Genomic DNA, 22322 nt, shown 5'->3' with positions numbered 1-22322 from the left:
AGCCGATCGGGATGTACTTTCACCTGCGTGTCTGCCAAGAAGACCGCGCTGACGGTCCTTTCCGCCGGGCTGCTGGTTCCCGCGATGCTCGTGGTTCCCGCGCACGCCGCGCCCACCCCGCCGACGGACGGGAAGGGGCAGCCCGCCAAGGCGGCCGCGCCGCCGGCGTCGATGTCCACCGTGGGTGGTGCCCTGCTCGGCAAGCCGGGGGTCCAGGTCAATCCGCTGGCCGGCGCCCCGGCGCTGCCGACGACCCTGACGGGCCGTTCGTGGATCGTCGCCGACGCCGAGACCGGCGAGGTCCTCGCCGCGAACAACGCGCACTGGCGGCTGCCGCCGGCCTCCACCATGAAGATGCTGTTCGCCGACACGGTGCTGCCCGCCCTCCCGAAGGACCAGGTGCACAAGGTCACGACTCAGGACATGGAGGGCGTCGGCCCGGGTTCCAGCCTGGTCGGGGTCAAGGAGGACCTCGAGTACTCCGTCCACGACCTGTGGCTCGGGGTGTTCCTGCGGTCCGGGAACGACGCCGTCCACGTGCTCGCCGCCATGAACGGCGGCATCGACAAGACCGTCAAGGACATGCAGGCGCACGCCGAGGAACTCCAGGCCCTCGACACCCACGTCGTGTCCCCGGACGGGTACGACGCCCCGGAGCAGGTGTCGAGCGCGTACGACCTCACCCTCATCGCGCGCTCCGGCCTGCAGAAGCAGGACTTCCGGGAGTACTGCGGCACGGCGAACGCGAAGTTCCCCGGAAAGCAGGAGCCCGGGAAGCCGCGCGAGTACTTCGAGATCCAGAACACCAACCGGCTGATGACGGGCGCGTCCGGCCTGTCCCCGTACAAGGGCATCGCCGGGGTGAAGAACGGCAACACCACCATGGCCGGCTCCACCTTCACCGGCGTGGCACAGCAGGGTGACAAGAAGCTGCTGGTCACGGTGATGAACCCGAGTGCGGGCGGGCTGAACTCCGTCTACGAGGAGACCGCCAACCTCTTCGACTGGGGCTTCGCGGCGATCGGCAAGGTCAAGCCGGTGGGCGAGCTCGTCCCGCCGAAGAGCGCGGACGCCTCCCCCTTCGGCTCCCCCGCCCAGATGCACGAGCACAGGAAGCCCTCGGCGGCCGGGGAGGAGGCGGGCGGCGGCATCGGCACCGCGCTCGGGGTCGCGGGCGGGGCACTGGCCGTGATCGCGGGCGGGGCCTACGCCGTCAACCGCCGCTGGCCCCGGGGTCCCCGCGGCCGCCGCGACGGCGGGCGCCCGGACAGCCCTTAGGCCTTCGGCTGCGCGGGCTCGACGGGCTCCACGGGTCCGACGGGCTCGGCGGACCGTTCGCCGCCCTGGGCGGAGGTCGCCGTCCAGGCGGAGCAGTACAGCAGCAGCTTCGCCATCAGATTGATCCAGATCAGCAGGGCGACCGGCACGCCGAAGGCCCCGTACATGCTCTTCGCGGCGACCCCGCGCATGTAGCCGCTGAGCACCAGTTTCAGCAGTTCGAAGCCGGCTGCGCCGAGGAGGGCGGCCTGGATCAGGCTGCGGCGCGGCGGCTCGACGCCGGGCAGCAGGGTGAGCACGTACAGCAGGATCAGGAAGGCCGCGACGACGCCGACGAGGAAGGCGCCGACGCGCAGGAGCACCCCGCCCGCGCCGCTCTGCGGCACGCCCAGCCAGCCGCCGAACTTGCCGACCGCGCTGGAGCCGAGGGTCGAGGCGGCGGCCGAGGCCAGGCCCACGCCGCCGAGGCCGACGAGCACGAGCGCGTCCTTGCCCTTGCGGACGACGGGGTTGCCCAGGTCCTCGTCGTCCTTGTGCCACACCGCGCGCAGACAGTCCCGCATCGAGGCGATCCACCCGATGCCGGTGACCAGCAGCAACAGGCCCGCGACGAGTCCGATCGTCCCCGCGTTGGCGACGAGACCGTTGATGTCGAGCTGCCCGGAGATGCCGGGGACCTGCTCGGCGAGGTTCTTCTGCAGCCGGTCCAGCTGCTCCTGGCTGAGCAGCGTCGCGCCGATGGCGGCGGCCACGGTGATCAGCGGGAAGAGCGCGATGAAGCTGATGAAGGTGATCGCGGCGGCGAGACGGCTCCAGTGGACCCGGTCGAGGCGCTCGTACGCATGCCAGGCGTGCGTCCGCATCACCCGCACCACCAGCGGGCCGATCACCGGGAGTTTCGTCAGCCAGTCCATGGGATCACCGTAAATGAGCCGATGTAAATAGCCGGGATTGTCGGTATTGGGCACTACGGTCGTCGATTGTGACTTTTCGCGAAACCCGTTCGACGGGCCGGGGACGGCCGTTCCGGACCCTGGTCCTGCGCACGCTCCGGTTCCACGCCCGCCAGACCCTCAGGCCCCTGCGTCAGGAGTTGCGTCCCGCGGTCCCCGCCGCGCCCGCGGCCTCCGCCTGCTCGTCGGCCGGTGAGCCCGGCTGTGCCGGGACCCCCGGGCCGCTGCCGAAGGGGTACTCGCACAGTTTGCGCCAGACCCCGTCCGAGCCCTGCTCGTAGAGCGCGAAGCCGGTGCAGGTCCACTGCGCCGCGTAGTCGGCGAGGGTGGCGAACGCCAGGTCCATCGCCTCGTCGGAGATCCCGTGGGCGACCGTGACGTGCGGGTGGTACGGGAACGCCAGTTCCCGGTCGAGCGGCCCGTCCGGGTCGCGGACCAGGCCCTGGAGCCGGCTGCACGCCGTACCGCCCTCGACGACCTGGACGAAGACGACGGGCGAGAGCGGGCGGAACGTGCCGGTGCCCTCCAGCCGCATTCCGAAGGGCCCGAAGGCGGCCGCGACCTCCGCGAGGTGGGCGCGGATCGCCGGCAGCCGGTCCGCCTCGACCTCGGTGGGCGGGACGAGGGTGACATGCGTGGGGATCCCGTGCGCGGCGGCGTCCCCGAAGCCGGCGCGCAGCTCCTGGAGCCGGCTGCCGTACGGCTCCGGGACCGCGATCGAAACGCCGAGCGTTACGGTCCCCACGTATGTCTCCTCCGTCGTCTGGTGCGTATGGCCTGCCGACCCAGTGTGGGGCCAGCACCCCCCGGATTGCCAGGGCCTCCCGCGGTCAGTGCTTCGCGGGGACCAGGCCGAGGCGGTCGTACGCCTGCGCCAGGGTCTCGGCGGCGACCGCGCGGGCCTTCTCCGCGCCCTTGGCCAGGATGGAATCCAGCGTCTCCGGGTCGTCCAGGTACTCCTGGGTGCGCTGCTTGAAGGGTGTGACGAAGTCGACCATCACGGCCGCCAGGTCCGTCTTCAGCGCGCCGTAGCCCTTGCCCTCGTACGAGGCCTCCAGGGCCGGGATCGACTCGCCCGTGAGGGTGGAGTAGATCGTGAGCAGGTTGCTGACGCCCGGCTTGTTCTCGGTGTCGAAGCGGATCTCGGCCTCGGTGTCCGTGACCGCGCTCTTGATCTTCTTCTCGGTGGCCTTGGGCTCGTCGAGGAGGTTGATCAAGCCCTTGGGGGACGACGCGGACTTCGACATCTTGATCGACGGGTCCTGGAGGTCGTAGATCTTCGCGACCTCCTTGACGATGTGCGCGGCGGGCAGCGTGAAGGTCTGGCCGTAGCGCTGGTTGAAACGCTCGGCCAGGTCGCGGGTCAGCTCGATGTGCTGGCGCTGGTCCTCGCCGACGGGGACGGCGTTCGCCTGGTAGAGCAGGATGTCCGCGACCTGGAGGATCGGGTACGTGAACAGGCCGACGCTGGCGCTGTTGACGCCGCCCTTGGCGGACTTGTCCTTGAACTGGGTCATGCGGCTGGCCTCGCCGAAGCCGGTGATGCAGTTCATGACCCAGGCGAGCTGCGCGTGCTCGGGGACGTGGCTCTGGATGAACAGCGTGCAGCGCTCGGGGTCCAGCCCGGCGGCGAGCAGCTGGGCCGCGGAGAGCCGGGTGTTCGCGCGCAGGTCCTTCGGATCCTGCGGCATGGTGATCGCGTGCAGGTCGACCACCATGTAGAAGGCGTCGTGCGTCTCCTGCAGGGCGACGTACTGGCGGATCGCTCCGAGGTAGTTCCCGAGGTGGAACGAACCGGAGGTGGGCTGGATACCGGAGAGCGCGCGAGGACGATCAGAAGCCATGCCTTCATTCTCTCAGGTGCGCCGCCCGTCTCCGCCCGCCCGCCACGTTTCCGGGGATCCGTCCGCACGCCGGGCCGCCCGGCGCCCCAGGACCGGGGGCCCGGCCCGGGCAGGGGCGGCGGGAGGGCAGGGGCGGCGGGAGGGGTCAGGCCAGGGGGAGCCCCGGGGCCGGGAAGACCGCCATCAGGTCGGCCACCTCGGCGCGGATCGCGGACAGGGCCTGCTCGTCCTCCTTCGCGGCCGCGTCCACCGCCCGGGAGATCCAGTCCGCCACCACCGGCATGTGCTCCGTCCCCAGCCCCCGCGAGGTCAGCGACGGCGTACCGATCCGGATGCCGGACGGGTCGAACGGCTTGCGGGGGTCGAACGGCACCGTGTTGTAGTTCACCACGATCCCCGCCCGGTCCAGCGCCTTCGCCGCCACCTTGCCCGCGACCCCCCGGGACGTGAGGTCCATCAGGATCAGGTGGTTGTCCGTGCCGCCCGACACGAGGTCGAAGCCCCGCTCCAGCAGCGCCCCGGCCAGCGCCCTCGCGTTGGCGACGACCGCGTGCGCGTACGCCGTGAACGACGGCTGCGCCGCCTCGTGCAGGGCCACCGCGATGCCCGCCGTCGTCTGGTTGTGCGGTCCGCCCTGGAGGCCGGGGAACACCGCCTTGTCGATGGCCTTCGCGTGTTCCTCGCGGCACATCAGCATCGCGCCGCGCGGCCCCCGCAGGGTCTTGTGGGTGGTCGTGGACACGACGTCGACGTGCCCGACGGGCGACGGGTGCGCCCCGCCCGCGATCAGGCCGGCGATGTGGGCCACGTCCGCGACCAGGACCGAGCCGGCCTCCTGTGCGATCGACGCGAACGCCTCGAAGTCGATCGTCCGCGGCAGGGCCGTACCGCCACAGAAGATGATCTTCGGGCGCTCGGCCAGCGCCAGCTCCCGCACCGCGTCGTAGTCGATGCGGCCCGTCCCGGCCGTGACCCCGTACTGGACGCCCCGGAACCAGGAGCCCGTCGCCGAGACCCCCCAGCCGTGCGTCAGGTGGCCGCCCATGGGCAGGGCCATGCCCATCACCGTGTCGCCGGGCTTGGCGAACGCCAGGTAGACCGCGAGGTTCGCCGGCGAGCCGGAGTACGGCTGGACGTTGGCGTGGTCCACCCCGAACAGGCCCTTCGCCCGCTCGACGGCCAGCGCCTCGACGCGGTCGATGTTCTGCTGGCCCTCGTAGTAGCGGCGGCCCGGGTAGCCCTCGCTGTACTTGTTCTGCAGCACCGTGCCGGAGGCTTCGAGCACGGCGGCGGACACGTAGTTCTCGCTGGGGATCAGGCGCAGGGTCTCGGCCTGCAGGGTTTCCTCGGCGGCGACGAAGGACGCCAGCTCGGGGTCGGTCGCAAGAAGGGCGGGGTGGCGGCTCGCGCTCATGGCGGCTCCTCCGGGGTCGATGTCAGATCTCGTCCCCGCGAGGCCCAGGCGAGCGGCCCTGTATGCGGTCGTGCGCGCACGACTCCCCCGGAGTTGGTTCCCCGTACGCCAGTCGCCGTGCGTACCGCTCACCTTAGCGGGCGCTCCACAAGAAAGGTTTCCCCGTCCGGTATTCGAGCGACGTATAGCCGTATACAAGGTGGGGCGGGTGACGCCACCCTCGTCACCCGTGCCACCCGCCAGCCCGGCCCGCCCGACCGACGATCGGAGACCCCGTGTCGACAACTGCTGAAGCGATGCGTTCCGCCGAGGCGCACAGCGCGCACAACTACCACCCGCTGCCCGTCGTCGTGGCGTCCGCGGAAGGCGCGTGGATGACCGATGTGGAGGGGCGCCGCTTCCTCGACATGCTCGCGGGCTATTCGGCGCTCAACTTCGGCCACGGCAACCGGCGGCTGATCGACGCGGCCAAGGCGCAGCTGGAGCGGGTCACCCTCACCTCGCGGGCCTTCCACCACGACCGGTTCGCCGAGTTCTGCACCGAACTCGCCGCACTCTGCGGCAAGGAGATGGTGCTGCCGATGAACACGGGCGCGGAGGCCGTGGAGACGGCGGTGAAGACGGCCCGCAAATGGGGTTACGAGGTCAAGGGCGTTCCGGACGGACAGGCCAAGATCGTGGTCGCGGCGGGCAACTTCCACGGCCGGACGACGACGATCGTGAGCTTCTCGACGGACCACGAGGCCCGCGACCACTTCGGGCCCTACACCCCCGGGTTCGAGATCGTGCCGTACGGGGACCTCACCGCGCTGGCCTCGGCCGTCACCGCGAACACCGTGGCCGTCCTGCTGGAGCCGATCCAGGGCGAGGCCGGCGTACTGGTGCCGCCCGCCGGGTACCTGCGGGGCGTACGGGAGCTCACGCGCGAGCGGAACGTCCTGTTCATGGCGGACGAGATCCAGTCGGGGCTGGGCCGGACCGGGAAGACCTTCGCGTGCGAGCACGAGGACGTCGTGCCCGACGTGTACCTGCTCGGCAAGGCGCTGGGCGGCGGCGTGGTCCCGGTCTCGGCCGTCGTCGCCGACCGGGACGTGCTCGGGGTGTTCCGGCCCGGCGAGCACGGCTCCACCTTCGGCGGCAACCCGCTGGCCTGCGCGGTCGCCCTGGAGGTCGTCGCGATGCTGCGCACCGGTGAGTACCAGCAGCGCGCCGCCGAGCTGGGCGACCACCTGCACCGGGAGCTGAACCTGCTGGTGGGCGGGGGCGCGGTGACCGCCGTGCGCGGGCGGGGGCTGTGGGCGGGCGTCGACATCGACCCGGCGCACGGCACGGGCCGGGAGATCTCCGAGAGGCTGATGGAACTCGGGGTGCTGGTCAAGGACACGCACGGCTCGACGATCCGGATCGCGCCCCCGCTGGTGATCAGCAAGGAGGACCTGGACTGGGGCCTGGACCAGCTGCGCGCCGTCCTGGCGGCCGGCTGAGCCGGCGGCGGACCACCGCGGGCGCGGCCGCCGGGCCGTGACGGCTCCCGGCCGCGCCCCCGGTCGCGCCCCCGGCGGCGGCACGGGCCGCGGGCGGCCGGGGGCCGGGGGCCGGGGGGCCGGGGCGCTAGAGGATGACGTGGGGCAGGAAGCGGGCGTACTCGTCCGTGACCGGCCCCGCCGACTCCCGGATGCCCAGCCCCGCCGCCTCCTCCTCGACGACCCACGCGCCGAGCACGACGCGGTTGCCGTCGAAGTCGGGCAGCGGGGCCAGGGCCTGGAAGACGTACGTCTCCCCCTCGGCCGGGGTGAACGGCTCGCCGCCGACCGGGTGCAGGGTGACCCCGGCGCCCTCACGGCCCAGCAGCGGCTTCGCCGCGTACCCGGTGGTCTCCGCGAGCTCGCGCGGGCCGTCGAGGTACGCGGGCAGCAGGTTCGGGTGTTCCGGGAAGAGCTCCCACAGGATCGCCAGCAGCGCCTTGTTGGACAGCAGCATCTTCCACAGCGGTTCGATCCACGCCGTGGTCCCCGAGCCGCCGCCGTGGTCGTACGTACCGAGGACCTGCGGGCCGAAGTCGTCGCCGGCCAGCCACTCCCACGGGTAGAGCTTGAAGCAGCTGCGGATGAAGCGGAGCCTCTGGTCCACGAACCGGCCCGACAGGCTGTCCCAGCCGATCTGTTCCACGGACAGCGCCCCGGTCTCCAGGCCCGCTTGTTCGGCGGTCTCCTGGAGGTAGGCGACCGTCATCAGGTCCTCGCCGAGCTCGTCGGTCTCGGAGTGCGCGAAGTGCAGCGGGCCGGGCGGCAGCAGTTCGGCCTGCCGGCGCCAGGCCTCGACGAGCCGCTCGTGGAGGGAGTTCCACTGGTCGGCGCCGGGGAAGCGCTCCTCCATCCAGAACCACTGCGGACTGGCCGCCTCCACGAGGGAAGTCGGGGTGTCGGCGTTGTACTCCAGCATCTTGGCCGGGCTGCCGGAGCCGTCGTAGCGCAGGTCGAACCGGCCGTAGAGGGAGGGCTGTTCGGCGCGCCGGCGCCACGACTCGGCGATGAGCGGGGCGAGGCGCGGATCGGTGATGCCGAGGTCCGCGAAACGGTCGTGTTCGACGATGTGCGCGGCCGCGGCCAGGCACATCGCGTGCAGCTCCTCGACGACGTCCTCCAGGGCCTCGACCTCGGGGAGCGAGAAGGAGTAGTACGCGCTCTCGTCCCAGTAGGGGCGCAGGGAGTCGTCGGGATAGCGGGTGAGGGGGTAGATCAGCCCCTGCTCCTCGACGGTCTTCTGCCAGCCGGGCCGCGGCTCGATGGTGTGACGGCGCACGCGGGTCAGCCGCCGCTGGAGCCGGAGTGGCCGCCGATGCCGCCGCGGGTGACGGCGGACTTGTCGAAGCTGCCGCCGCTGACGCGGTTGTTGGAGACGGAGCCGCCGTAGTAGTAGGCGCCGTGGCTGCTGCTCCCGCTGCCGCTCTTGCACTCCTTGGTGTTCAGCTTCTCCAGGGTGGCGCGGTCCACGCAGCGCTTGTCCGGCTCGCTGCTGCTGCCGCAGGCCACGAGAGCGGCGGCGAGCAGGCCCATACCACCGAGGGCCACGCTGCCGGAGCGCATGCGGCGTCGGGCCATGCCGTCACTTCCACTGCTGTCGTCCATGGCGGCAAGACTAGAACGGGGCGGCGGAGCGATGGAATCCGGCCGTCGAAACCCCCTCATGACCTCCATCACCTAGAGTCGATTCGTGCTCCTCGGGATGATGTGCGCACTTGGTGCGGCGATCTGCTTCGGCACGGCGTCGGTCCTCCAGGCGATGGCCGCGCGGGCGGCGGAGCCGGGGACGGGCTCCGGGGTGGACACGGCGCTGCTGCTGCGGGCGGCCCGGCAGTGGCGGTACGTGCTGGGCCTCGGCCTGGACGCGACCGGTTTCGTGCTCCAGATCATCGCGCTGAAGCACCTGCCGATCTACGCGGTGAGCGCGGCGCTGGCCGCCAGTCTCGCGGTGACGGCGGTGGTCTCGGCGCGGCTGCTGCACGTACGGCTGAGCGGGGCCGAATGGGGCGCGGTGGGGGTGGTCTGCGCGGGCCTGGCGATGCTGGGGCTGGCGTCGGGCGAGGAGGGCTCGGGGACCGGGACGTTCGCGCTGAAGCTGGGGCTGCTGGCGCTGGCCGGGCTGGTGCTGCTGGTGGGTGCGGTGGCGGGCGGCCTCCCGGACCGCTCCCGCGCGCTGGTCCTGGGCCTGGCGGCGGGGACGGGCTTCGGGGTGGTGGAAGTCGCCGTCCGCCTCATCGACGGCATCTCGTTCACGAACCCGGCGGTGTACGCGCTGCTGCTGGGCGGGGGCTCGGCGTTCCTGCTGCTCACCTCGGCGCTCCAGCGGGGCTCGGTGACGGTGGCCACGGCGGGCATGGTGCTCGGCGAGACGATCGGCCCGGCGGTGGTGGGCGTGGTCTGGCTCGGCGACCGCACCCGCGAGGGCCTGGCGTGGCTGGCCGTCCTCGGCTTCGCGGTCGCGGTGGCAGGGGCCCTGGCCCTGGCCCGCTTCGGCGAACCCCCGCCCCCCTCCACCCCCGCGCACGCATGACCGGACGGAGCCCGGGGCCGGCCGGCGACGGCGCCGCGGGCGAACGGCTCCCCGCCCCGGACGGGGCCGGCGGCGTGCGCGGCGTCAGGGGAGGGACGCGGTCAGGGCCGCCAGGGTCGGGGTCCAGGCACTGGTGGGCGGGGTGCCGTAGCCGACCACCAGGGCTTCGCGGGGCAGCAGGCCCGCCTCCGGGTGGACGTAGCGGGACAGGGTCTCCAGTGCCAGGTCCTGCCAGGCCGCGGCCCGCAGGACCGGGCCTTGCGTCCCCACAGGGAGGTCCAGCACCGCGTGCAGCCCCGCCGCGATGCCCGACACCGCCACCCGGCCGGAGACGGCCGCGACCAGTTCGTCCCGGCGCCTGCGGTACTGCAGCCGCATCCCCCGGACGTGCCGGTCGTACGCCCCGGACCGGATGAACTCGGCCAGGGTCAGCTGCTCCAGCGCACTCGACGTCCAGTCGGTCCGCCCCTTCGCCTCGACGACCTCGTCCAGCAGCCCCGGCGGCACCACCATCCAGCCCATCCGCAGCCCGGGCGCGAGCGATTTGCTGGCCGTGCCGAGGTAGACCACCCGGTCGGGATCCAGCCCCTGCAACGCCCCCACCGCCTGGCGGTCGTAGCGGAACTCGCCGTCGTAGTCGTCCTCCAGGATCAGCCCGCCCGTGGTCCGCGCCCAGTCGACCGCCGCCGCCCGCCGGGCCGGGGTCAGCGCCACCCCGGTGGGGAACTGGTGGGCGGGGGTCAGCAGCACCGCCCCCGACTCCCCCGTCAGGTCCGGCGTCCGCGCCCCCGCGGCGTCCACCGTCAGCGGCCGGGTCCGCAGTCCCGCCCCCGTGAGCAGTTCCCGGTGCAGGTCGAGGCTGTACCCCTCCACCGCGACCTGCCGTACCCGGCGCGCCCGCAGCACCCCCGCGAGCAGGGTCAGGGCGTGCACGAACCCCGCGCACAGCACGATCCGTTCCGGGTCCGCGTACACCCCGCGCGCCCGCGCCAGGTACCCGGCGAGCGCCTCGCGCAGTTCCACCCGGCCGCGCGCGTCGTCCCCGTACCCGAAGGCCTCGTTCGGTGCGTCGGTCAGCGCCCGCCGGGCCGCCGCCAGCCAGCCGGCGCGCGGGAAACCGCCCAGGTCGGGGGTGCCGGGCACCAGGCTGTACGCGGGCCGGTGCGGCGCCGGCCGCCGGGCCCGGGCGGCGCCGGCCGGCCGTCGCGGCCGGGCCCGCTCCGCGACGCGGGTGCCGGAGCCCTGCCGGGCCGTGAGCCAGCCCTCGGCGACGAGCTCGGCGTACGCCTCCGCCACCGTGTTGCGCGCGATCCCGAGATCGGCGGCGAAGGACCGCGAGGACGGCAGCCGGGTCCCGGGCGCCAGCCGGCCGCTGCGCGCGGCCTCGCGCAGCGCCTCGACGAGCCCGGCCCGCAGCCCGCGTCCGGCGGCGAGGTCCAGGTGCAGGTCCGCGCCGACGCCGGCCCGGAAAGTGGCCCATGATTCCGTCATGGATATGGACCATATCGGCGGGCCGCATGCTTCCTAGGGTGGGGACATGACCACCACGCACGAGCACACCGACGCGTACGCCCCCGAACACACCCCCCGCCTGGGCTGGGCCGAGCACGCGCCCGACGTCTACAAGGCCATGTCGGGCCTGGAGATCGCTTCGAAGAAGGGCCTGGACCCGGTCCTGGTCGAGCTGGTCAAGATCCGCGCCTCGCAGCTGAACCACTGCGCGTTCTGCCTCGACATGCACACGAAGGACGCGCTCGCCGCGGGCGAGACGATCGAGCGGATCGTCCAGCTCAGCGCCTGGGAGGAGTCGCGCCACTTCTACACGGAGAAGGAGGCCGCGGCGATCGCGCTGACCGAGGCCGTGACCGTCCTGACCGACGGTTTCGTTCCCGACGAGGTGTTCGACAACGCCGCGGAGCACTTCGAGGAGAAGGAGCTCGCCCGGCTGATCGCCGCGATCGTGACGATCAACGCCTGGAACCGCTTCGCGGTGACCACCCGTATGGTCCCGGGCCACTACAAGCCGGGCATGTTCACGTAGGGCCGGCCACCCGGGAGTGGTCCGGCCACCGGGAACTCCCCTCGGTCGGGCACGGGACGGGGCGGATCGTGCCGAAGGGCCCCGGCGCGGTGCGCCGGGGCCCTTCGGGTGTTCCGGATCGGGCCGGCCGCATCGGGCCGGCCGCATCGGATCGGATCAGATCAGGCCGAGCTCACGGACCGCGTCGCGCTCCTCGACGAGCTCCGCCACGGACGCGTCGATGCGCGTGCGGGAGAACTCGTTGATGTCGAGGCCCTGGACGATCTCGTACTTGCCGTCCTTGCAGGTGACGGGGAAGGACGAGATGAGGCCCTCCGGGACGCCGTAGGAGCCGTCCGACGGGATGCCCATGGAGGTCCAGTCGCCGGCGGCGGTGCCGTTGACCCACGTGTGGACGTGGTCGATGGCGGCGTTCGCGGCCGAGGCGGCCGAGGACGCGCCACGGGCCTCGATGATCGCGGCGCCGCGCTTGGCGACGGTCGGGATGAAGGTGTCGGCGAGCCACAGCTCGTCGCTGACGACCTCGGCGGCGTTCTTGCCGGCGATCTCCGCGTGGAAGATGTCCGGGTACTGGGTCGCCGAGTGGTTGCCCCAGATGGTGAGGCGCTTGATGTCGGTGACGTCGGCGCCGGTCTTCTTGGCGAGCTGCGAGATCGCGCGGTTGTGGTCCAGGCGGGTCATCGCGGTGAAGCGCTCGGCCGGTACGTCCGGAGCGGCGGCCTGCGCGATGAGCGCGTTGGTGTTGGCCGGGTTGCCCACGACCAGGACCTTGATGTCGTCCGCGGCGTGCGCGTTGATCGCGGCGCCCTGCGGCTTGAAGATGCCGCCGTTGGCGGAGAGCAGGTCACCGCGCTCCATGCCCTTGGTGCGCGGGCGGGCGCCCACGAGCAGGGCGACGTTGGCGCCCTCGAAGCCCGCGTTCGGGTCGTCGAAGATGTCGATGCCCTTGAGCAGCGGGAAGGCGCAGTCGTCGAGCTCCATGGCGGTGCCCTCGGCGGCCTTCATGCCCTGGGGGATCTCCAGGAGGCGGAGCTTGACCGGCACGTCCGCGCCGAGCAGGTGGCCGGACGCGATGCGGAAGAGCAGCGCGTAGCCGATCTGGCCGGCGGCGCCGGTGACGGTGACATTCACGGGAGTGCGGGTCATGGCCTTCTCCGTTAGACAGCTGGCGGTGGGGCGTCGCTGCCCCATGTGCTGGCGGACGCCGCTCCCCTGCGAATCTTGACGTGAAGAGACATCCGGCGTCAGGCTATCCGACCTTCCGGCGCCCCAATCCCCCGGTCTGTGTGGTGCATGGCACACGGACCGGGAGTTCGAAGGCACGGAGGGGCATTTCCCCCCGCTTTTCCACCCTCCGACACCCCCCGGACGGGTGTACGAGTGCCCCGGCGGGCGATACGGAGACCGTTTCAGCGGACGGCGGGATTCAGCCGCGGGTTTCACCGGACGGCGGGTTTCAGCGGACGGCGGGTTTCAGCGGACGGTGAAGCGGACCGCGCTCTCCAGGAACGGGAGGTGCAGCACCGGCTTGGGCTCGATCACCAGTGCGATCAGCGTGATCGCCACACCCAGCAGCCCGTACGTGACCATGTCCGTGAACCGGGAGCGCACCGCGAGCATGCCCACGGACGGCAGCACGCGCCGCAGCACGGAGGCCGAGATCAGCGCCACGCCGATCACCAGGCAGCCGGCCCGGGGATGCCCCAGGGCGGTCAGGAGCAGGCCGATCGCGGTCGCGGCGAGCACGCTCAGCATCGGCCACTGGCGGGCCGCGAGCGCGTCCCCGGGGGCGGCACGGCCGTGACCCTCGGGGCGGGCGGTGTCCTGGGTGATGGACGGGAACCGGCGCGACTTGGCGGCCTCCGGACCGGCCGCAGCTCCGGCGGCCGGGGTTCCGCCGGCCGGGCCTGCGGCGGCCGGGGGTGCGCCGGCCGGGGGTGCGCCGGCCGGGGCTGCGGGGGCTGAAGGCACGGCCGCCGTGCCTTCGGCCCCGGTGGCGGGACCGGGAGCGGCGTCAGGGCCGCCGGGGACGGGACCGGCCTCCGCGCCGGTCCCGGCCTCCGCTTCGTGCTCAGCCCGCACTGGTCGACGTCCGTTCCGCCGCCTCGACGACGTTCACGAGCAGCTGCGCCCGCGTCATCGGGCCGACGCCGCCGGGGTTCGGGGAGATCCAGCCGGCCACCTCGGCGACCCCCGGGTGCACGTCGCCGACGATCTTGCCGTTCTCGTCGCGGCTGACGCCCACGTCCAGGACGGCCGCACCGGGCTTCACGTCCTCCGGCTTGACCAGGTGCGGGACGCCCGCGGCCGCGACGATGATGTCCGCCTGGCGCAGCTGGGCGGCCAGGTCGCGGGTGCCGGTGTGGCACAGGGTCACGGTGGCGTTCTCCGACTTGCGGGTCAGCAACAGGCCCATGGAGCGCCCGACGGTGATGCCACGGCCGAGGAGCACCACGTGTGCGCCGTTGATCTCGATGTCGTGGTGGCGCAGCAGCTGGACGATCCCGTACGGGGTGCAGGGCAGCGGCCCCGGCTCGTTCAGCACCAGCCGGCCCAGCGACATCGGGTGCAGGCCGTCGGCGTCCTTCGCCGGGTCCATCAGTTCCAGCACCCGGTTGGTGTCGATGCCCTTGGGCAGCGGGAGTTGGACGATGTAGCCGGTGCACTCCGGATTCGCGTTGAGTTCCCGTACGACCGCCTCGATGTCCTCCTGGGAGGCGGTCGCGGGCAGTTCGCGCTGGATGGACGCGATGCCGACCTCGGCGCAGTCCTTGTGCTTGCCGTTGACGTACCAGCGGCTGCCCGGGTCGTCGCCGACCAGCAGGGTGCCGAGACCGGGGGTGATGCCCCGGGCCTTGAGCGCCGCCACGCGGGCGGTCAGTTCGGACTTGATCGCGGCGGCGGTGGCCTTGCCATCGAGAATCTGGGCGGTCATGCCCCCATCCTCCCGGATGGGGTGCCCCCGGTTCCAGTCGTGGGGCCCGGGCCGCGCTTCTGTCACAGGCTTGAACCATTCATTGCACTTGCACAACAAGTGACGGGCCCGTCGCACGGCCGCTGGACAACTCCGGTCCGATCGGACCACGATGACGGAAAAGAGTGCCGCGGGCAGTGCCGGGGGGGCGGACCGCAACGTCGCAGTATCTCCTCCGTGCGTGCCGTGCGTCCCCGCACTTCCACGGAGGAACACCCCAAGATGAGCTTCGGCGACCCGAACAACCCGTACGGGCAGCAGCCGCCGGCCCCGCAGGGCCAGCCCGGCTACGGCTACCCGCAGCAGGCCCCGCAGGGCATCCCGCCGCAGGGTGGCTACGCCTACCCGCAGCAGGCCCCGATGGGCTACCCGAACCAGGGCTACCCGGCCGGCCCCGGCGGCTACCCGGGCATGCCCATGCAGATGCCGGGTGTGCTGAAGACCGCCCGCGTACTGCTCTTCATCATCGCGGGCCTGCAGCTGATCGTCGGAGCGTTCGCCCTGCTGGGTGCGGCCTTCCTCTCCAGCGCCGACTCGGCCAGCGGCCTCGGCAGCAGCTCCTCGGGCCAGATGGCGGCCGGCCTGATCGCCGTCATCGCGCTGATCGCCATCGGGTTCGCCGTGTGGGCGATCGTGCTCGGCGTGAAGTTCGCCAAGGGCGGCAACGCCACGCGGATCACGACGATCGTCTACTCCGTGCTCTTCCTGCTCAGCAGCCTCGCGAACTTCACGAACATGAGCGGCAACAACGGCAGCACGCCGGCCGGCGTGCTGGGCGGCATCATCGGCCTCGCGATCGGCGTGGTCATCCTGATCGCCGCGGTCAACAAGGACTCGGTGGCCTGGTTCAACCGCCCGCGCTACTGATCCCGGCAGCGCACCGGCACCACGGCGAAGGCCGCCACCCGCACACGCTGCGGATGGCGGCCTTCGCCGTGGTGGCGGTACCGGCTCAGTGGAAGAAGTGCCGGGTCCCGGTGAAGTACATGGTCACGCCGGCCGCCTTGGCCGCCTCGATCACCTGCTCGTCACGGACCGAACCGCCCGGCTGGACCACGGCCTTGATGCCGGCGGCGGTCAGGATCTCCAGCCCGTCGGGGAAGGGGAAGAAGGCGTCGGAGGCGGCGTACGAGCCCTGCGCGCGCTCGGCGCCGGCCCGCTCGACGGCGAGCTTCGCCGAGTCGACGCGGTTGACCTGGCCCATGCCGACGCCGACCGAGGCACCGTCCTTGGCGAGCAGGATCGCGTTGGACTTGACGGCCCGGCAGGCCTTCCAGGCGAAGGCGAGCTCGGCGAGCTCCTCCGGGGAGAGGGCGTCGCCGGTGGCAAGAGTCCAGTTCGCCGGGTCGTCGCCCTCGGCCTGGCCCCTTCCCTTTTCAAACGTGTCACTCTGCTGGAGCAGCACGCCGCCGGAGATCGGCTTCAGGTCACCCGGCTGGTGCGGGGTGCCGTCGACCTTGAGGACGCGGATGTTCTTCTTCTTGGCGAGGATCTCGACCGCGCCGTCCTCGTACGCCGGGGCGGCGATGACCTCGGTGAAGATCTCCGCGACCTGCTCGGCGAGCTCGACGGTCACCGGGCGGTTGACGGCGATGACGCCGCCGAAGGCCGACAGCGGGTCACAGGCGTGGGCCTTACGGTGCGCGGCGGCCACGTCCTGGTCCACGGCGATGCCGCACGGGTTGGCGTGCTTGATGATCGCGACGCAGGGCTCGTCGTGGTCGTACGCGGCGCGGCGGGCGGCCTCGGTGTCCACGTAGTTGTTGAAGGACATCTCCTTGCCGTGCAGCTGCTCGGCGTTGGCGAGCCCGCCCGGCTGCCCGTCGGTGTAGAGGGCGGCGGCCTGGTGCGGGTTCTCGCCGTAGCGGAGGGTGGACTTGCGGTCCCACGCGCCGGCCAGGAACTCGGGCAGGACGGCCTCCGGCTCCGGGGCGTACGCATTCGTGAACCAGGAGGCCACGGCGACGTCGTACGCGGCGGTGTGCTGGAAGGCCTCGGCCGCCAGCCGCTTGCGCGCGGTGAGGTCGAAGCCGCCGCCCTGGGCCGCGGCGAGGACGTCGGCGTACCGTGCGGGGCTGGTGACGACGGCGACCGAGGGGTGGTTCTTGGCGGCGGCCCGGACCATCGACGGACCGCCGATGTCGATCTGCTCGACGCACTCGTCGGGGGTGGCGCCCGAGGCGACGGTCTCCCGGAACGGGTACAGGTTGACGATCACGAGGTCGAACGGCTCGACGCCGAGCTCGGCGAGCTGGCGCCGGTGGTCCTCCAGGCGCAGGTCGGCGAGGATGCCGGCGTGCACGCGCGGGTGCAGGGTCTTGACCCGGCCGTCCAGGCACTCGGGGAAGCCGGTGAGCTCCTCGACCTTGGTCACGGGCACGCCGGCAGCGGCGATCTTGGAGGCGGTGGAGCCGGTGGAGACGAGCGAGACGCCCGCCTCGTGCAGACCGCGGGCCAGCTCCTCCAGTCCCGTCTTGTCGTAGACACTGACGAGCGCGCGCCTGATCGGTCGCTTCGACGAGGTGGTGCTGCTCTCTACGGCGGTCACTGGATCGTTACCTTTCGTCCCTCAATGCGGTAGCCGTGCCGGGCCAGGCGCCCCACGACGTCGACGAGCAGCTGGCGCTCGACTTCCTTGATGCGCTCGTGCAGAGCGGCTTCGTCGTCCTCGTCCCGGACCTCGACCACACCCTGGGCGATGATCGGACCGGTGTCCACGCCGGCGTCCACGAAGTGGACCGTGCAGCCGGTGACCTTCGCTCCGTAGGCGAGGGCGTCCCGTACGCCGTGGGCGCCGGGGAAGGCGGGGAGGAGGGCGGGGTGCGTGTTGATGAAGCGGCCGCCGAAGCGGCCGATGAACGACGCGCCCACGATCTTCATGAACCCGGCCGACACGACGAGGTCCGGCTCGTGGGCGGCGGTCGCCCCGGTCAGTGCGGCGTCCCACTCCTCACGGGTCCCGTACGCCTTGACCGGGCACACGAACGTGGGGATGCCCGCCTTCTCGGCCCGCTCCAGGCCGACGATGTTCTCGCGGTCGGCCCCCACGGCGACGACTTCGGCACCGAAGCCCTCGGCTCCGCCGGGATGGGCGTCGATGGCGTCGAGCAGGGCCTGGAGGTTGGTGCCGGAACCGGAGACCAGCACGACCAGGCGGGAGGCGGCCATGGGAGGCCCTTTCTGCGGGAATGCTTCCGTACATCTTGTGTGATCGGACGAAAACGGGATGCCCTCGTATACGGGGGACCCTACGAAGCCGCCGACCGCCTGCAACGATACCGGCACACCGGACAGCCCCCGAGGGACGGGGGGACGGGTGAGGGGTAGCGTCTGGCATACAAGCCGCATACGACGCTCACGACCGACGCCACGACGTCCACGACGTCCACGACACAGGGGAAGTAACGCACTCGATGCCGGACCGCCGCCAGCCCGACTCCTCCACCGACGACAACCCCTTCGCGGCTCCCCCGGAAGGCCGGCCCGACCAGCCGTGGCAGCCGCGCAGCGGGGGCGACGGCGGAGGCTGCCCGGGCGAGGACCCCGGTTCCGCCTCCGGCGGGCCGGTGCGCTGGGACCCGACGGACCCGGTCCAGCGGCGCGCCCGGTACGCGTTGCTGGCCGGGATGTGGGGCTTCTTCTTCGGGATCTTCGGGATCCCGTCGGTGGGGCTGCTGCTCGGTGCACTCGCCCTGTACTGGGGCATCAGCGGCCTGCGCGGAAAGCCGGCGGCGGCCACCCGGACCGCCGCGGAGGACCTGACCTCCGGCGCTCCGGCCGCCCCCGCCGCCCAGGGCGGCCTGGCGGCCCTCGGACCGGCGGCCCGCCCCCAGCGGACGGCGGCGATCGGCGGCCTGGTCACGGCCTCGCTGGCGATCCTGCTGGCCATGACCTCGTACGGCCTCCAGCTGGCCTACAAGGACTTCTACGTCTGCCGCGAGGACGCTCTCACCAAGTCGGCGGAGCTCCAGTGCAACGACCTGCTGCCGGACAGCGTGCTCGGCAAGATTCTGAAGGTGCAGCGGTAGCAGCGGCGGCGCGGCCCCGCGGCCCCCACCGTCAGGCCGGGGGCTTGCGGCGGGCCAGCACGCGGGCGCCGGCCACCGGTGCCACGGCGGGCCGGGGCGGCTCGGCCGGCGGCGCCGCCGGCTTCGCCGGAGCCGGAACCGCCGTCAGGTCCAGGTGAAGCCCCGTCATGACGGTGAGCCGGCGAGGGGCTTTGGCGGGGACGGTGGCGGCGGCCTGGGTCTCGGGCACCGTCGGCACGGGCACCGGCTCCCGCCCGGGCCCCTGTACCTGCTCCGGCTCCGGCCCGTGCCCCTGTACCTGCTCCGGCCGCGGCCCGTGCCCGTGCTCCGGCCCGTGCCCCTGCTCCGGCCGCGGCCCGTGCCCGTGCTCCGGCCCGTGCCCCTGCTCCGGCTGCGGCTCCGGCGGGGGCGGCGGGGCGTCCTGGGCCAGGTCGGGGATCAGCGAGCCCGCGGCCCGGCGCAGCGCCTCCCAGCGCAGCTCCCGTACACCGCTGTCGTGCCAGTCGTCCTCCGCCTCCGTCGCGAGGGCGTCCTGCTGCCGGGCGGGCCTGGTCCGCCAGGAGTGCACCGCCACCGCCACCGGCACCGCCGGGACCAGCGTCCAGGCGAAGGCCGCCGCCCCGGTCGCCCACCACACCGGACCGAAGCTCGCCAGCCCCCGCGAACCGAGCGGCCCCGCGGCGGCCGCCGCGAGTCCGGCCATCAGCAGGGCGCACACCAGCGCGCCCAGAGCCGCCGTCAGGGCGGTCTCCCGGTACCGGACTTCACGCGCCCGGCGTACCGCGAACCACCCGACCGCCAGCCCGGCCACCAGCGGCACCCCCGCGGCCGCACAGGTCAGCAGCGTCCCCGGCCCCTGCGGCGGCAGCGCATCCAGCAGCGGGAACCTCGGCAGCGCGGGCGATCCGGCGAAGCCCAGCGGGGTGGCGGTCGCGCCGGCGCCGAGGTCGAATCCGGGACCGAGGGCGTAGGCCGCGCCCCACACCACGGCGTTCGGGAGCAGTGCGAGCGCGAGGAGCAGCACCGCGAAGCGGCCGGACCAGACCCCGGTCAGCGCCAGGAAGGACCCCTGGACCTCCGCCGCGTGCCAGGCGAGCGAGGCCCCGACGAGCAGCGCGCCGCCGCCCAGCAGGACGAGGGTCCCCGCGGCTCCGGCGCGCAGCGCGACCGCGTAGCGGGGACGGGCGACGGCCCGGCGCACGGCTTCCGGGACCCGGTGCGACAGCGGGCCGGCCGGACGCCCCTTGGCCGCCCACACCCCGCCGGCGGCGGCGAGCACGGCGACCAGCGGTACGTGCCAGGCGGCGCTCAGCGGGTCGGCGGGCATGGGGCCGCCGGCCGCGTAGACGGTGACGAGCGATCCGACGCAGAGGTATCCGCAGGTCACGGCCGAGAAGACGGCGCCGGCGGGCAGGATCTCGTCGCCGTCCCCTTCCTCGCCGCCGTCACGGCCGTCGCCCGAGGCGCTGCCGAGGCGGGCTGCGCGGCGCATCAGCAGCGCGGGAAGCCCGACGAGCAGCAGCGGGGTCACTCCGACGGGCGCCGGCACCCCGGACAGCGTGTCGTAGCGGACGAGCTCGGTCCCGTGGGCGAGCAACCAGAGCCCGGCGGCCAGGTGCAGGGCTCCGCCCGGGCCGCTGTCGGGGTACGGGGAGCTGATCCACAGCACGATGACGAGCACGGCCAGGAAGCCGAGCCCCAGCCCGGCGGCCATGGCCCCGCCCAGTACACAGGCGGCGGCGGCCGGCGAACGGCGCCGCCCGGCGGCGGCCCGCCGGGCCGTCGGCAAAGGGGTCCCGCGTTCGGTCACTTGGGTCACTCCGCCATGGTGCCAACGACACGCGCTATGGGCGGGTAACAGGCGAATGTCCGTGGTGTCGCTCAATATACGCTTTATGTACTTTTCCGCCCGGGTCTGTCGGCAGGTCAAGGGGAGTGTGGCATGACTGCAAGCGTCGAGGAGCCGAAGCTCCCCTCGCCCAAGGAACGCCGCAGACTGCGCGAGGCGGCGGACCTGACGTACGAGGACGTCGCGGCGGCGGTGGGCGTGACCGTCACCACGGTCCGCTCCTGGGAGACGGGCCGCACGGCCCCCCGGGGACGCAAACGCGCGGCCTACACCCTCTTCCTGGCCTCCCTCACCGCCCCGCCCCCACCGCCCGAGGCCCCTGCTCCGGCCCCGGCCCCGGCCGAGGGCCCTGCTCCCGCCCTGCCCATGACGCCGCCTCAGGACCCCGCGCCCCGGGCCACCGCTCCGGCGCCCGCGCCGCCGCCGTCCGGACCCCTGCCCGGGACCCCGGCCGCGGCCACCGCCCTGACACCGCCTCAGGGCCTTGAGCCCGACGCCCGCGGCGGGCGATCCCCCGGGGCGGCGGACGCGGACCTCCCGCCGGCGGGGGGCGCAGGCTCACCGGAGGCGGCTTCCCCGGCCCCCGGCGTGGCGCCGGCGCCCGGCCACATGGGCGCCGGTGCACCCGGCCCGGCGTGCGCGGCGGCTGACGTCGGGTCGGACGGGGTCGAGGGGAGGGCGTCGCGGATGGCGGCGGCCTACCGGCCCTTCGGCATCTGCGGGCACGGGCCGCAGCCCCGGCCGCCCGTCCCGGCCGAATCCGGCGCCCTGCCGCGGCACGGTGCCGGGTTCACCGCCAGGGCCGCCGCCGGCGGCATCGGCGTGCCCGGCCCCGGGGCCTCCTGGTCGCCCGTCCGCCCCCCGGACCCGGACCCGGCCCCCGACCCGGCCCCGCCGGAGCCGGTCCCGCCGCGGCCCGAGCGGCCGCCCGGGCCTCGGGAGGCGTTCGACGCGATGTACGACTACGCCGCCCCCGCCCTCACGCGGCAGGCGTACCTGCTCACCGGACGCCGCAGCCTCTCCCAGGAGGCCGTCGAGCAGGCGTTCCAGCAGGCCTGGGCGCGGTGGCCCGAGGTGGCCGTCGATCCCGACCCCGTCGGCTGGGTGCGCGCGGCCGTGTACGAGTACGCCCTCTCCCCCTGGCACCGGTTCCGCCGCGCCCACAAGCACCCCGACAAGGCCCCCGCAGCCCCGGCCGACCGGATCCTGATGGACGCCATGCTGGCGCTCCCCGCGGCCCACCGCCGTACCGTGCTGCTCTACGACGGCGTCGGCCTCGACCTGCCCGACACCGCGGCCGAGACGGAGGCCACCACCGCCACCGCCGGCAACCGCCTGCTGTGCGCGCACGCCGCCCTCGCCGACCGGATCCCGGAACTGGCCGCCGCGCCGCCCGGGAAGGAGTCCGCGGTGCTGCGCGAGCGGCTCGGCGCGGTCACACCGGCCGTCCGGCTGGAGCCCCGGCCCGCGGCTGTCGTCCGCATGGCCGCCGAACACCGTGTCACGCGGTGGACCCGCGCGTTCCTCGGTCTGACGGCCGTGATCGCCGTCGCGACCGCGTACACCACCGTGACCGCGCCCCGCCAGTACGAGCCCCCCGTCGCGCCCGGCGCCAGCGTCTCGGGGGTCCCGCCGCTCAGCGGCCCCCAGCGGCTCACCGAGGAGACCCGCCGGCTCCACGACAAACTGCGCGAACACCCTGCGCACAAGCCGGACCGGCTCGCCCCGAGCCTCGAATAGCGGCGGACGGACCACGGAAACGGGCGTGGGGCCCCGCCCCCCGGGGGGGGGGGGCCGCCCCGCCCCCCCCACCACCGCCCCCCCCCCCGTAAGAGCGGGGGGGTGATTGTAGACCGCCGCCGGGGGGGGGGGGGGGCGGCGGAGTGAC

General features: G+C 73.3%; 20 protein-coding genes. 7 read left to right on the top strand and 13 right to left on the bottom strand.

What is annotated here, in order from left to right:
- The first annotated feature begins 27 nt into the window (after nt 1–27).
- Nucleotides 28–1278, top strand: coding sequence for a D-alanyl-D-alanine carboxypeptidase family protein (locus ACIPK4_RS17010; RefSeq protein ID WP_402313363.1), 1251 nt, complete (start codon nt 28–30; stop codon nt 1276–1278).
- Here the strand turns inward: ACIPK4_RS17010 and ACIPK4_RS17005 are convergent.
- From ACIPK4_RS17005 to glyA, 4 genes are all read right to left on the bottom strand, one after another.
- Complete coding sequence (locus tag ACIPK4_RS17005; RefSeq protein ID WP_402313361.1) at nt 1275–2192, bottom strand: YihY/virulence factor BrkB family protein; 918 nt, start codon at nt 2190–2192, stop codon at nt 1275–1277. The genes ACIPK4_RS17010 and ACIPK4_RS17005 overlap by 4 nt on opposite strands.
- A 172-nt stretch (nt 2193–2364) precedes the next feature.
- The gene (locus ACIPK4_RS17000; RefSeq protein WP_402313359.1) at nt 2365–2976 is read right to left on the bottom strand and encodes a 2'-5' RNA ligase family protein; all 612 of its coding nucleotides are present in this window, start codon (nt 2974–2976) and stop codon (nt 2365–2367) included.
- Between the two features lie 85 nt (nt 2977–3061).
- On the bottom strand, nt 3062–4075 hold the full coding sequence (trpS, locus tag ACIPK4_RS16995) for a tryptophan--tRNA ligase (protein ID WP_054223550.1): 1014 nt from the start codon (nt 4073–4075) through the stop codon (nt 3062–3064).
- Between the two features lie 145 nt (nt 4076–4220).
- Nucleotides 4221–5489, bottom strand: a complete 1269-nt coding sequence (gene glyA, locus ACIPK4_RS16990; protein WP_402313357.1) for a serine hydroxymethyltransferase — start codon at nt 5487–5489, stop codon at nt 4221–4223.
- A gap of 296 nt (nt 5490–5785) precedes the next feature.
- On the opposite strand from glyA, the gene rocD reads away from it, so the two are divergent.
- Nucleotides 5786–6973, top strand: coding sequence for an ornithine--oxo-acid transaminase (gene rocD, locus ACIPK4_RS16985; RefSeq protein ID WP_402313663.1), 1188 nt, complete (start codon nt 5786–5788; stop codon nt 6971–6973).
- Nucleotides 6974–7100: 127 nt separating this feature from the next.
- Here the strand turns inward: rocD and ACIPK4_RS16980 are convergent, their stop codons facing one another.
- Nucleotides 7101–8291: a glutathionylspermidine synthase family protein gene (locus ACIPK4_RS16980; RefSeq protein ID WP_402313355.1), complete on the bottom strand. Its 1191-nt coding sequence runs from the start codon at nt 8289–8291 to the stop codon at nt 7101–7103.
- Between the two features lie 5 nt (nt 8292–8296).
- On the bottom strand, nt 8297–8590 hold the full coding sequence (locus ACIPK4_RS16975; RefSeq protein WP_402313661.1) for a hypothetical protein: 294 nt from the start codon (nt 8588–8590) through the stop codon (nt 8297–8299).
- 124 nt (nt 8591–8714) lie between these two features.
- Between ACIPK4_RS16975 and ACIPK4_RS16970 the strand changes: the two genes are divergently transcribed.
- Complete coding sequence (locus tag ACIPK4_RS16970) at nt 8715–9542, top strand: hypothetical protein (protein ID WP_402313659.1); 828 nt, start codon at nt 8715–8717, stop codon at nt 9540–9542.
- An 84-nt stretch (nt 9543–9626) separates the two neighbouring features.
- On the opposite strand, the gene ACIPK4_RS16965 is transcribed toward ACIPK4_RS16970, so the two are convergent.
- Entirely contained in the window at nt 9627–11033 is a 1407-nt protein-coding gene (locus tag ACIPK4_RS16965; RefSeq protein WP_402313353.1) for a PLP-dependent aminotransferase family protein, read from the bottom strand.
- Nucleotides 11034–11079: 46 nt separating this feature from the next.
- Between ACIPK4_RS16965 and ACIPK4_RS16960 the strand changes: the two genes are divergently transcribed.
- Entirely contained in the window at nt 11080–11583 is a 504-nt protein-coding gene (locus ACIPK4_RS16960; RefSeq protein ID WP_402313351.1) for a carboxymuconolactone decarboxylase family protein, read from the top strand.
- 156 nt (nt 11584–11739) lie between these two features.
- On the opposite strand, the gene ACIPK4_RS16955 is transcribed toward ACIPK4_RS16960, so the two are convergent.
- The 3 genes from ACIPK4_RS16955 to ACIPK4_RS16945 all read right to left on the bottom strand — a co-directional run bounded on the left by ACIPK4_RS16955 (nt 11740) and on the right by ACIPK4_RS16945 (nt 14518).
- Nucleotides 11740–12729, bottom strand: a complete 990-nt coding sequence (locus tag ACIPK4_RS16955; protein ID WP_030290642.1) for a malate dehydrogenase — start codon at nt 12727–12729, stop codon at nt 11740–11742.
- A gap of 327 nt (nt 12730–13056) precedes the next feature.
- Nucleotides 13057–13554 carry a DUF3017 domain-containing protein gene (locus ACIPK4_RS16950; RefSeq protein ID WP_402313349.1) on the bottom strand — a complete coding sequence of 166 codons (498 nt, stop codon included), beginning with the start codon at nt 13552–13554 and terminating at the stop codon, nt 13057–13059.
- A gap of 100 nt (nt 13555–13654) precedes the next feature.
- Nucleotides 13655–14518, bottom strand: coding sequence for a bifunctional methylenetetrahydrofolate dehydrogenase/methenyltetrahydrofolate cyclohydrolase (locus ACIPK4_RS16945; protein ID WP_054222818.1), 864 nt, complete (start codon nt 14516–14518; stop codon nt 13655–13657).
- Nucleotides 14519–14779: 261 nt separating this feature from the next.
- Between ACIPK4_RS16945 and ACIPK4_RS16940 the strand changes: the two genes are divergently transcribed.
- Entirely contained in the window at nt 14780–15424 is a 645-nt protein-coding gene (locus ACIPK4_RS16940) for a hypothetical protein (protein WP_054222819.1), read from the top strand.
- Nucleotides 15425–15509: 85 nt separating this feature from the next.
- On the opposite strand, the gene purH is transcribed toward ACIPK4_RS16940, so the two are convergent.
- Together purH and purN are read right to left on the bottom strand one after the other, a co-directional pair.
- Nucleotides 15510–17105, bottom strand: a complete 1596-nt coding sequence (gene purH / locus ACIPK4_RS16935) for a bifunctional phosphoribosylaminoimidazolecarboxamide formyltransferase/IMP cyclohydrolase (protein WP_402313347.1) — start codon at nt 17103–17105, stop codon at nt 15510–15512.
- Nucleotides 17102–17725, bottom strand: a complete 624-nt coding sequence (gene purN / locus ACIPK4_RS16930; protein ID WP_376204862.1) for a phosphoribosylglycinamide formyltransferase — start codon at nt 17723–17725, stop codon at nt 17102–17104. The genes purH and purN overlap by 4 nt, the downstream gene beginning before the upstream one ends.
- 245 nt (nt 17726–17970) lie before the next feature.
- Between purN and ACIPK4_RS16925 the strand changes: the two genes are divergently transcribed.
- Nucleotides 17971–18585 carry a hypothetical protein gene (locus ACIPK4_RS16925; protein ID WP_402313346.1) on the top strand — a complete coding sequence of 205 codons (615 nt, stop codon included), beginning with the start codon at nt 17971–17973 and terminating at the stop codon, nt 18583–18585.
- A 31-nt stretch (nt 18586–18616) separates the two neighbouring features.
- On the opposite strand, the gene ACIPK4_RS16920 is transcribed toward ACIPK4_RS16925, so the two are convergent.
- Nucleotides 18617–20404 carry a DUF6350 family protein gene (locus tag ACIPK4_RS16920; RefSeq protein ID WP_402313344.1) on the bottom strand — a complete coding sequence of 596 codons (1788 nt, stop codon included), beginning with the start codon at nt 20402–20404 and terminating at the stop codon, nt 18617–18619.
- A 123-nt stretch (nt 20405–20527) separates the two neighbouring features.
- On the opposite strand from ACIPK4_RS16920, the gene ACIPK4_RS16915 reads away from it, so the two are divergent.
- Nucleotides 20528–22174 (top strand): helix-turn-helix domain-containing protein, encoded by a 1647-nt coding sequence (locus ACIPK4_RS16915; RefSeq protein WP_402313342.1) that lies wholly within the window; start codon nt 20528–20530, stop codon nt 22172–22174.
- Nucleotides 22175–22322 lie beyond the last annotated feature (148 nt).

The sequence above is a fragment of the Streptomyces sp. NPDC086989 genome (assembly GCF_044745505.1).
Lineage (GTDB): Bacteria > Actinomycetota > Actinomycetes > Streptomycetales > Streptomycetaceae > Streptomyces.
The sequence above is the reverse complement of the archived record's forward strand: the minus strand, read 5'-3'. Positions and strand labels throughout refer to the sequence as shown.

Bases quoted from the DNA above. Each gene is read 5' to 3' on its own strand.
- ACIPK4_RS17005 (WP_402313361.1), bottom strand. From the start codon at position 2,192: ATGGACTGGCTGACGAAACTCCCGGTGATCGGCCCGCTGGTGGTGCGG.
- trpS (WP_054223550.1), bottom strand. From the start codon at position 4,075: ATGGCTTCTGATCGTCCTCGCGCGCTCTCCGGTATCCAGCCCACCTCC.
- glyA (WP_402313357.1), bottom strand. From the start codon at position 5,489: ATGAGCGCGAGCCGCCACCCCGCCCTTCTTGCGACCGACCCCGAGCTG.
- rocD (WP_402313663.1), top strand. From the start codon at position 5,786: ATGCGTTCCGCCGAGGCGCACAGCGCGCACAACTACCACCCGCTGCCC.
- ACIPK4_RS16975 (WP_402313661.1), bottom strand. From the start codon at position 8,590: ATGGCCCGACGCCGCATGCGCTCCGGCAGCGTGGCCCTCGGTGGTATG.
- ACIPK4_RS16970 (WP_402313659.1), top strand. From the start codon at position 8,715: ATGATGTGCGCACTTGGTGCGGCGATCTGCTTCGGCACGGCGTCGGTC.
- ACIPK4_RS16965 (WP_402313353.1), bottom strand. From the start codon at position 11,033: ATGACGGAATCATGGGCCACTTTCCGGGCCGGCGTCGGCGCGGACCTG.
- ACIPK4_RS16960 (WP_402313351.1), top strand. From the start codon at position 11,080: ATGACCACCACGCACGAGCACACCGACGCGTACGCCCCCGAACACACC.
- ACIPK4_RS16955 (WP_030290642.1), bottom strand. From the start codon at position 12,729: ATGACCCGCACTCCCGTGAATGTCACCGTCACCGGCGCCGCCGGCCAG.
- ACIPK4_RS16945 (WP_054222818.1), bottom strand. From the start codon at position 14,518: ATGACCGCCCAGATTCTCGATGGCAAGGCCACCGCCGCCGCGATCAAG.
- ACIPK4_RS16940 (WP_054222819.1), top strand. From the start codon at position 14,780: ATGAGCTTCGGCGACCCGAACAACCCGTACGGGCAGCAGCCGCCGGCC.
- purN (WP_376204862.1), bottom strand. From the start codon at position 17,725: ATGGCCGCCTCCCGCCTGGTCGTGCTGGTCTCCGGTTCCGGCACCAAC.
- ACIPK4_RS16925 (WP_402313346.1), top strand. From the start codon at position 17,971: ATGCCGGACCGCCGCCAGCCCGACTCCTCCACCGACGACAACCCCTTC.
- ACIPK4_RS16915 (WP_402313342.1), top strand. From the start codon at position 20,528: ATGACTGCAAGCGTCGAGGAGCCGAAGCTCCCCTCGCCCAAGGAACGC.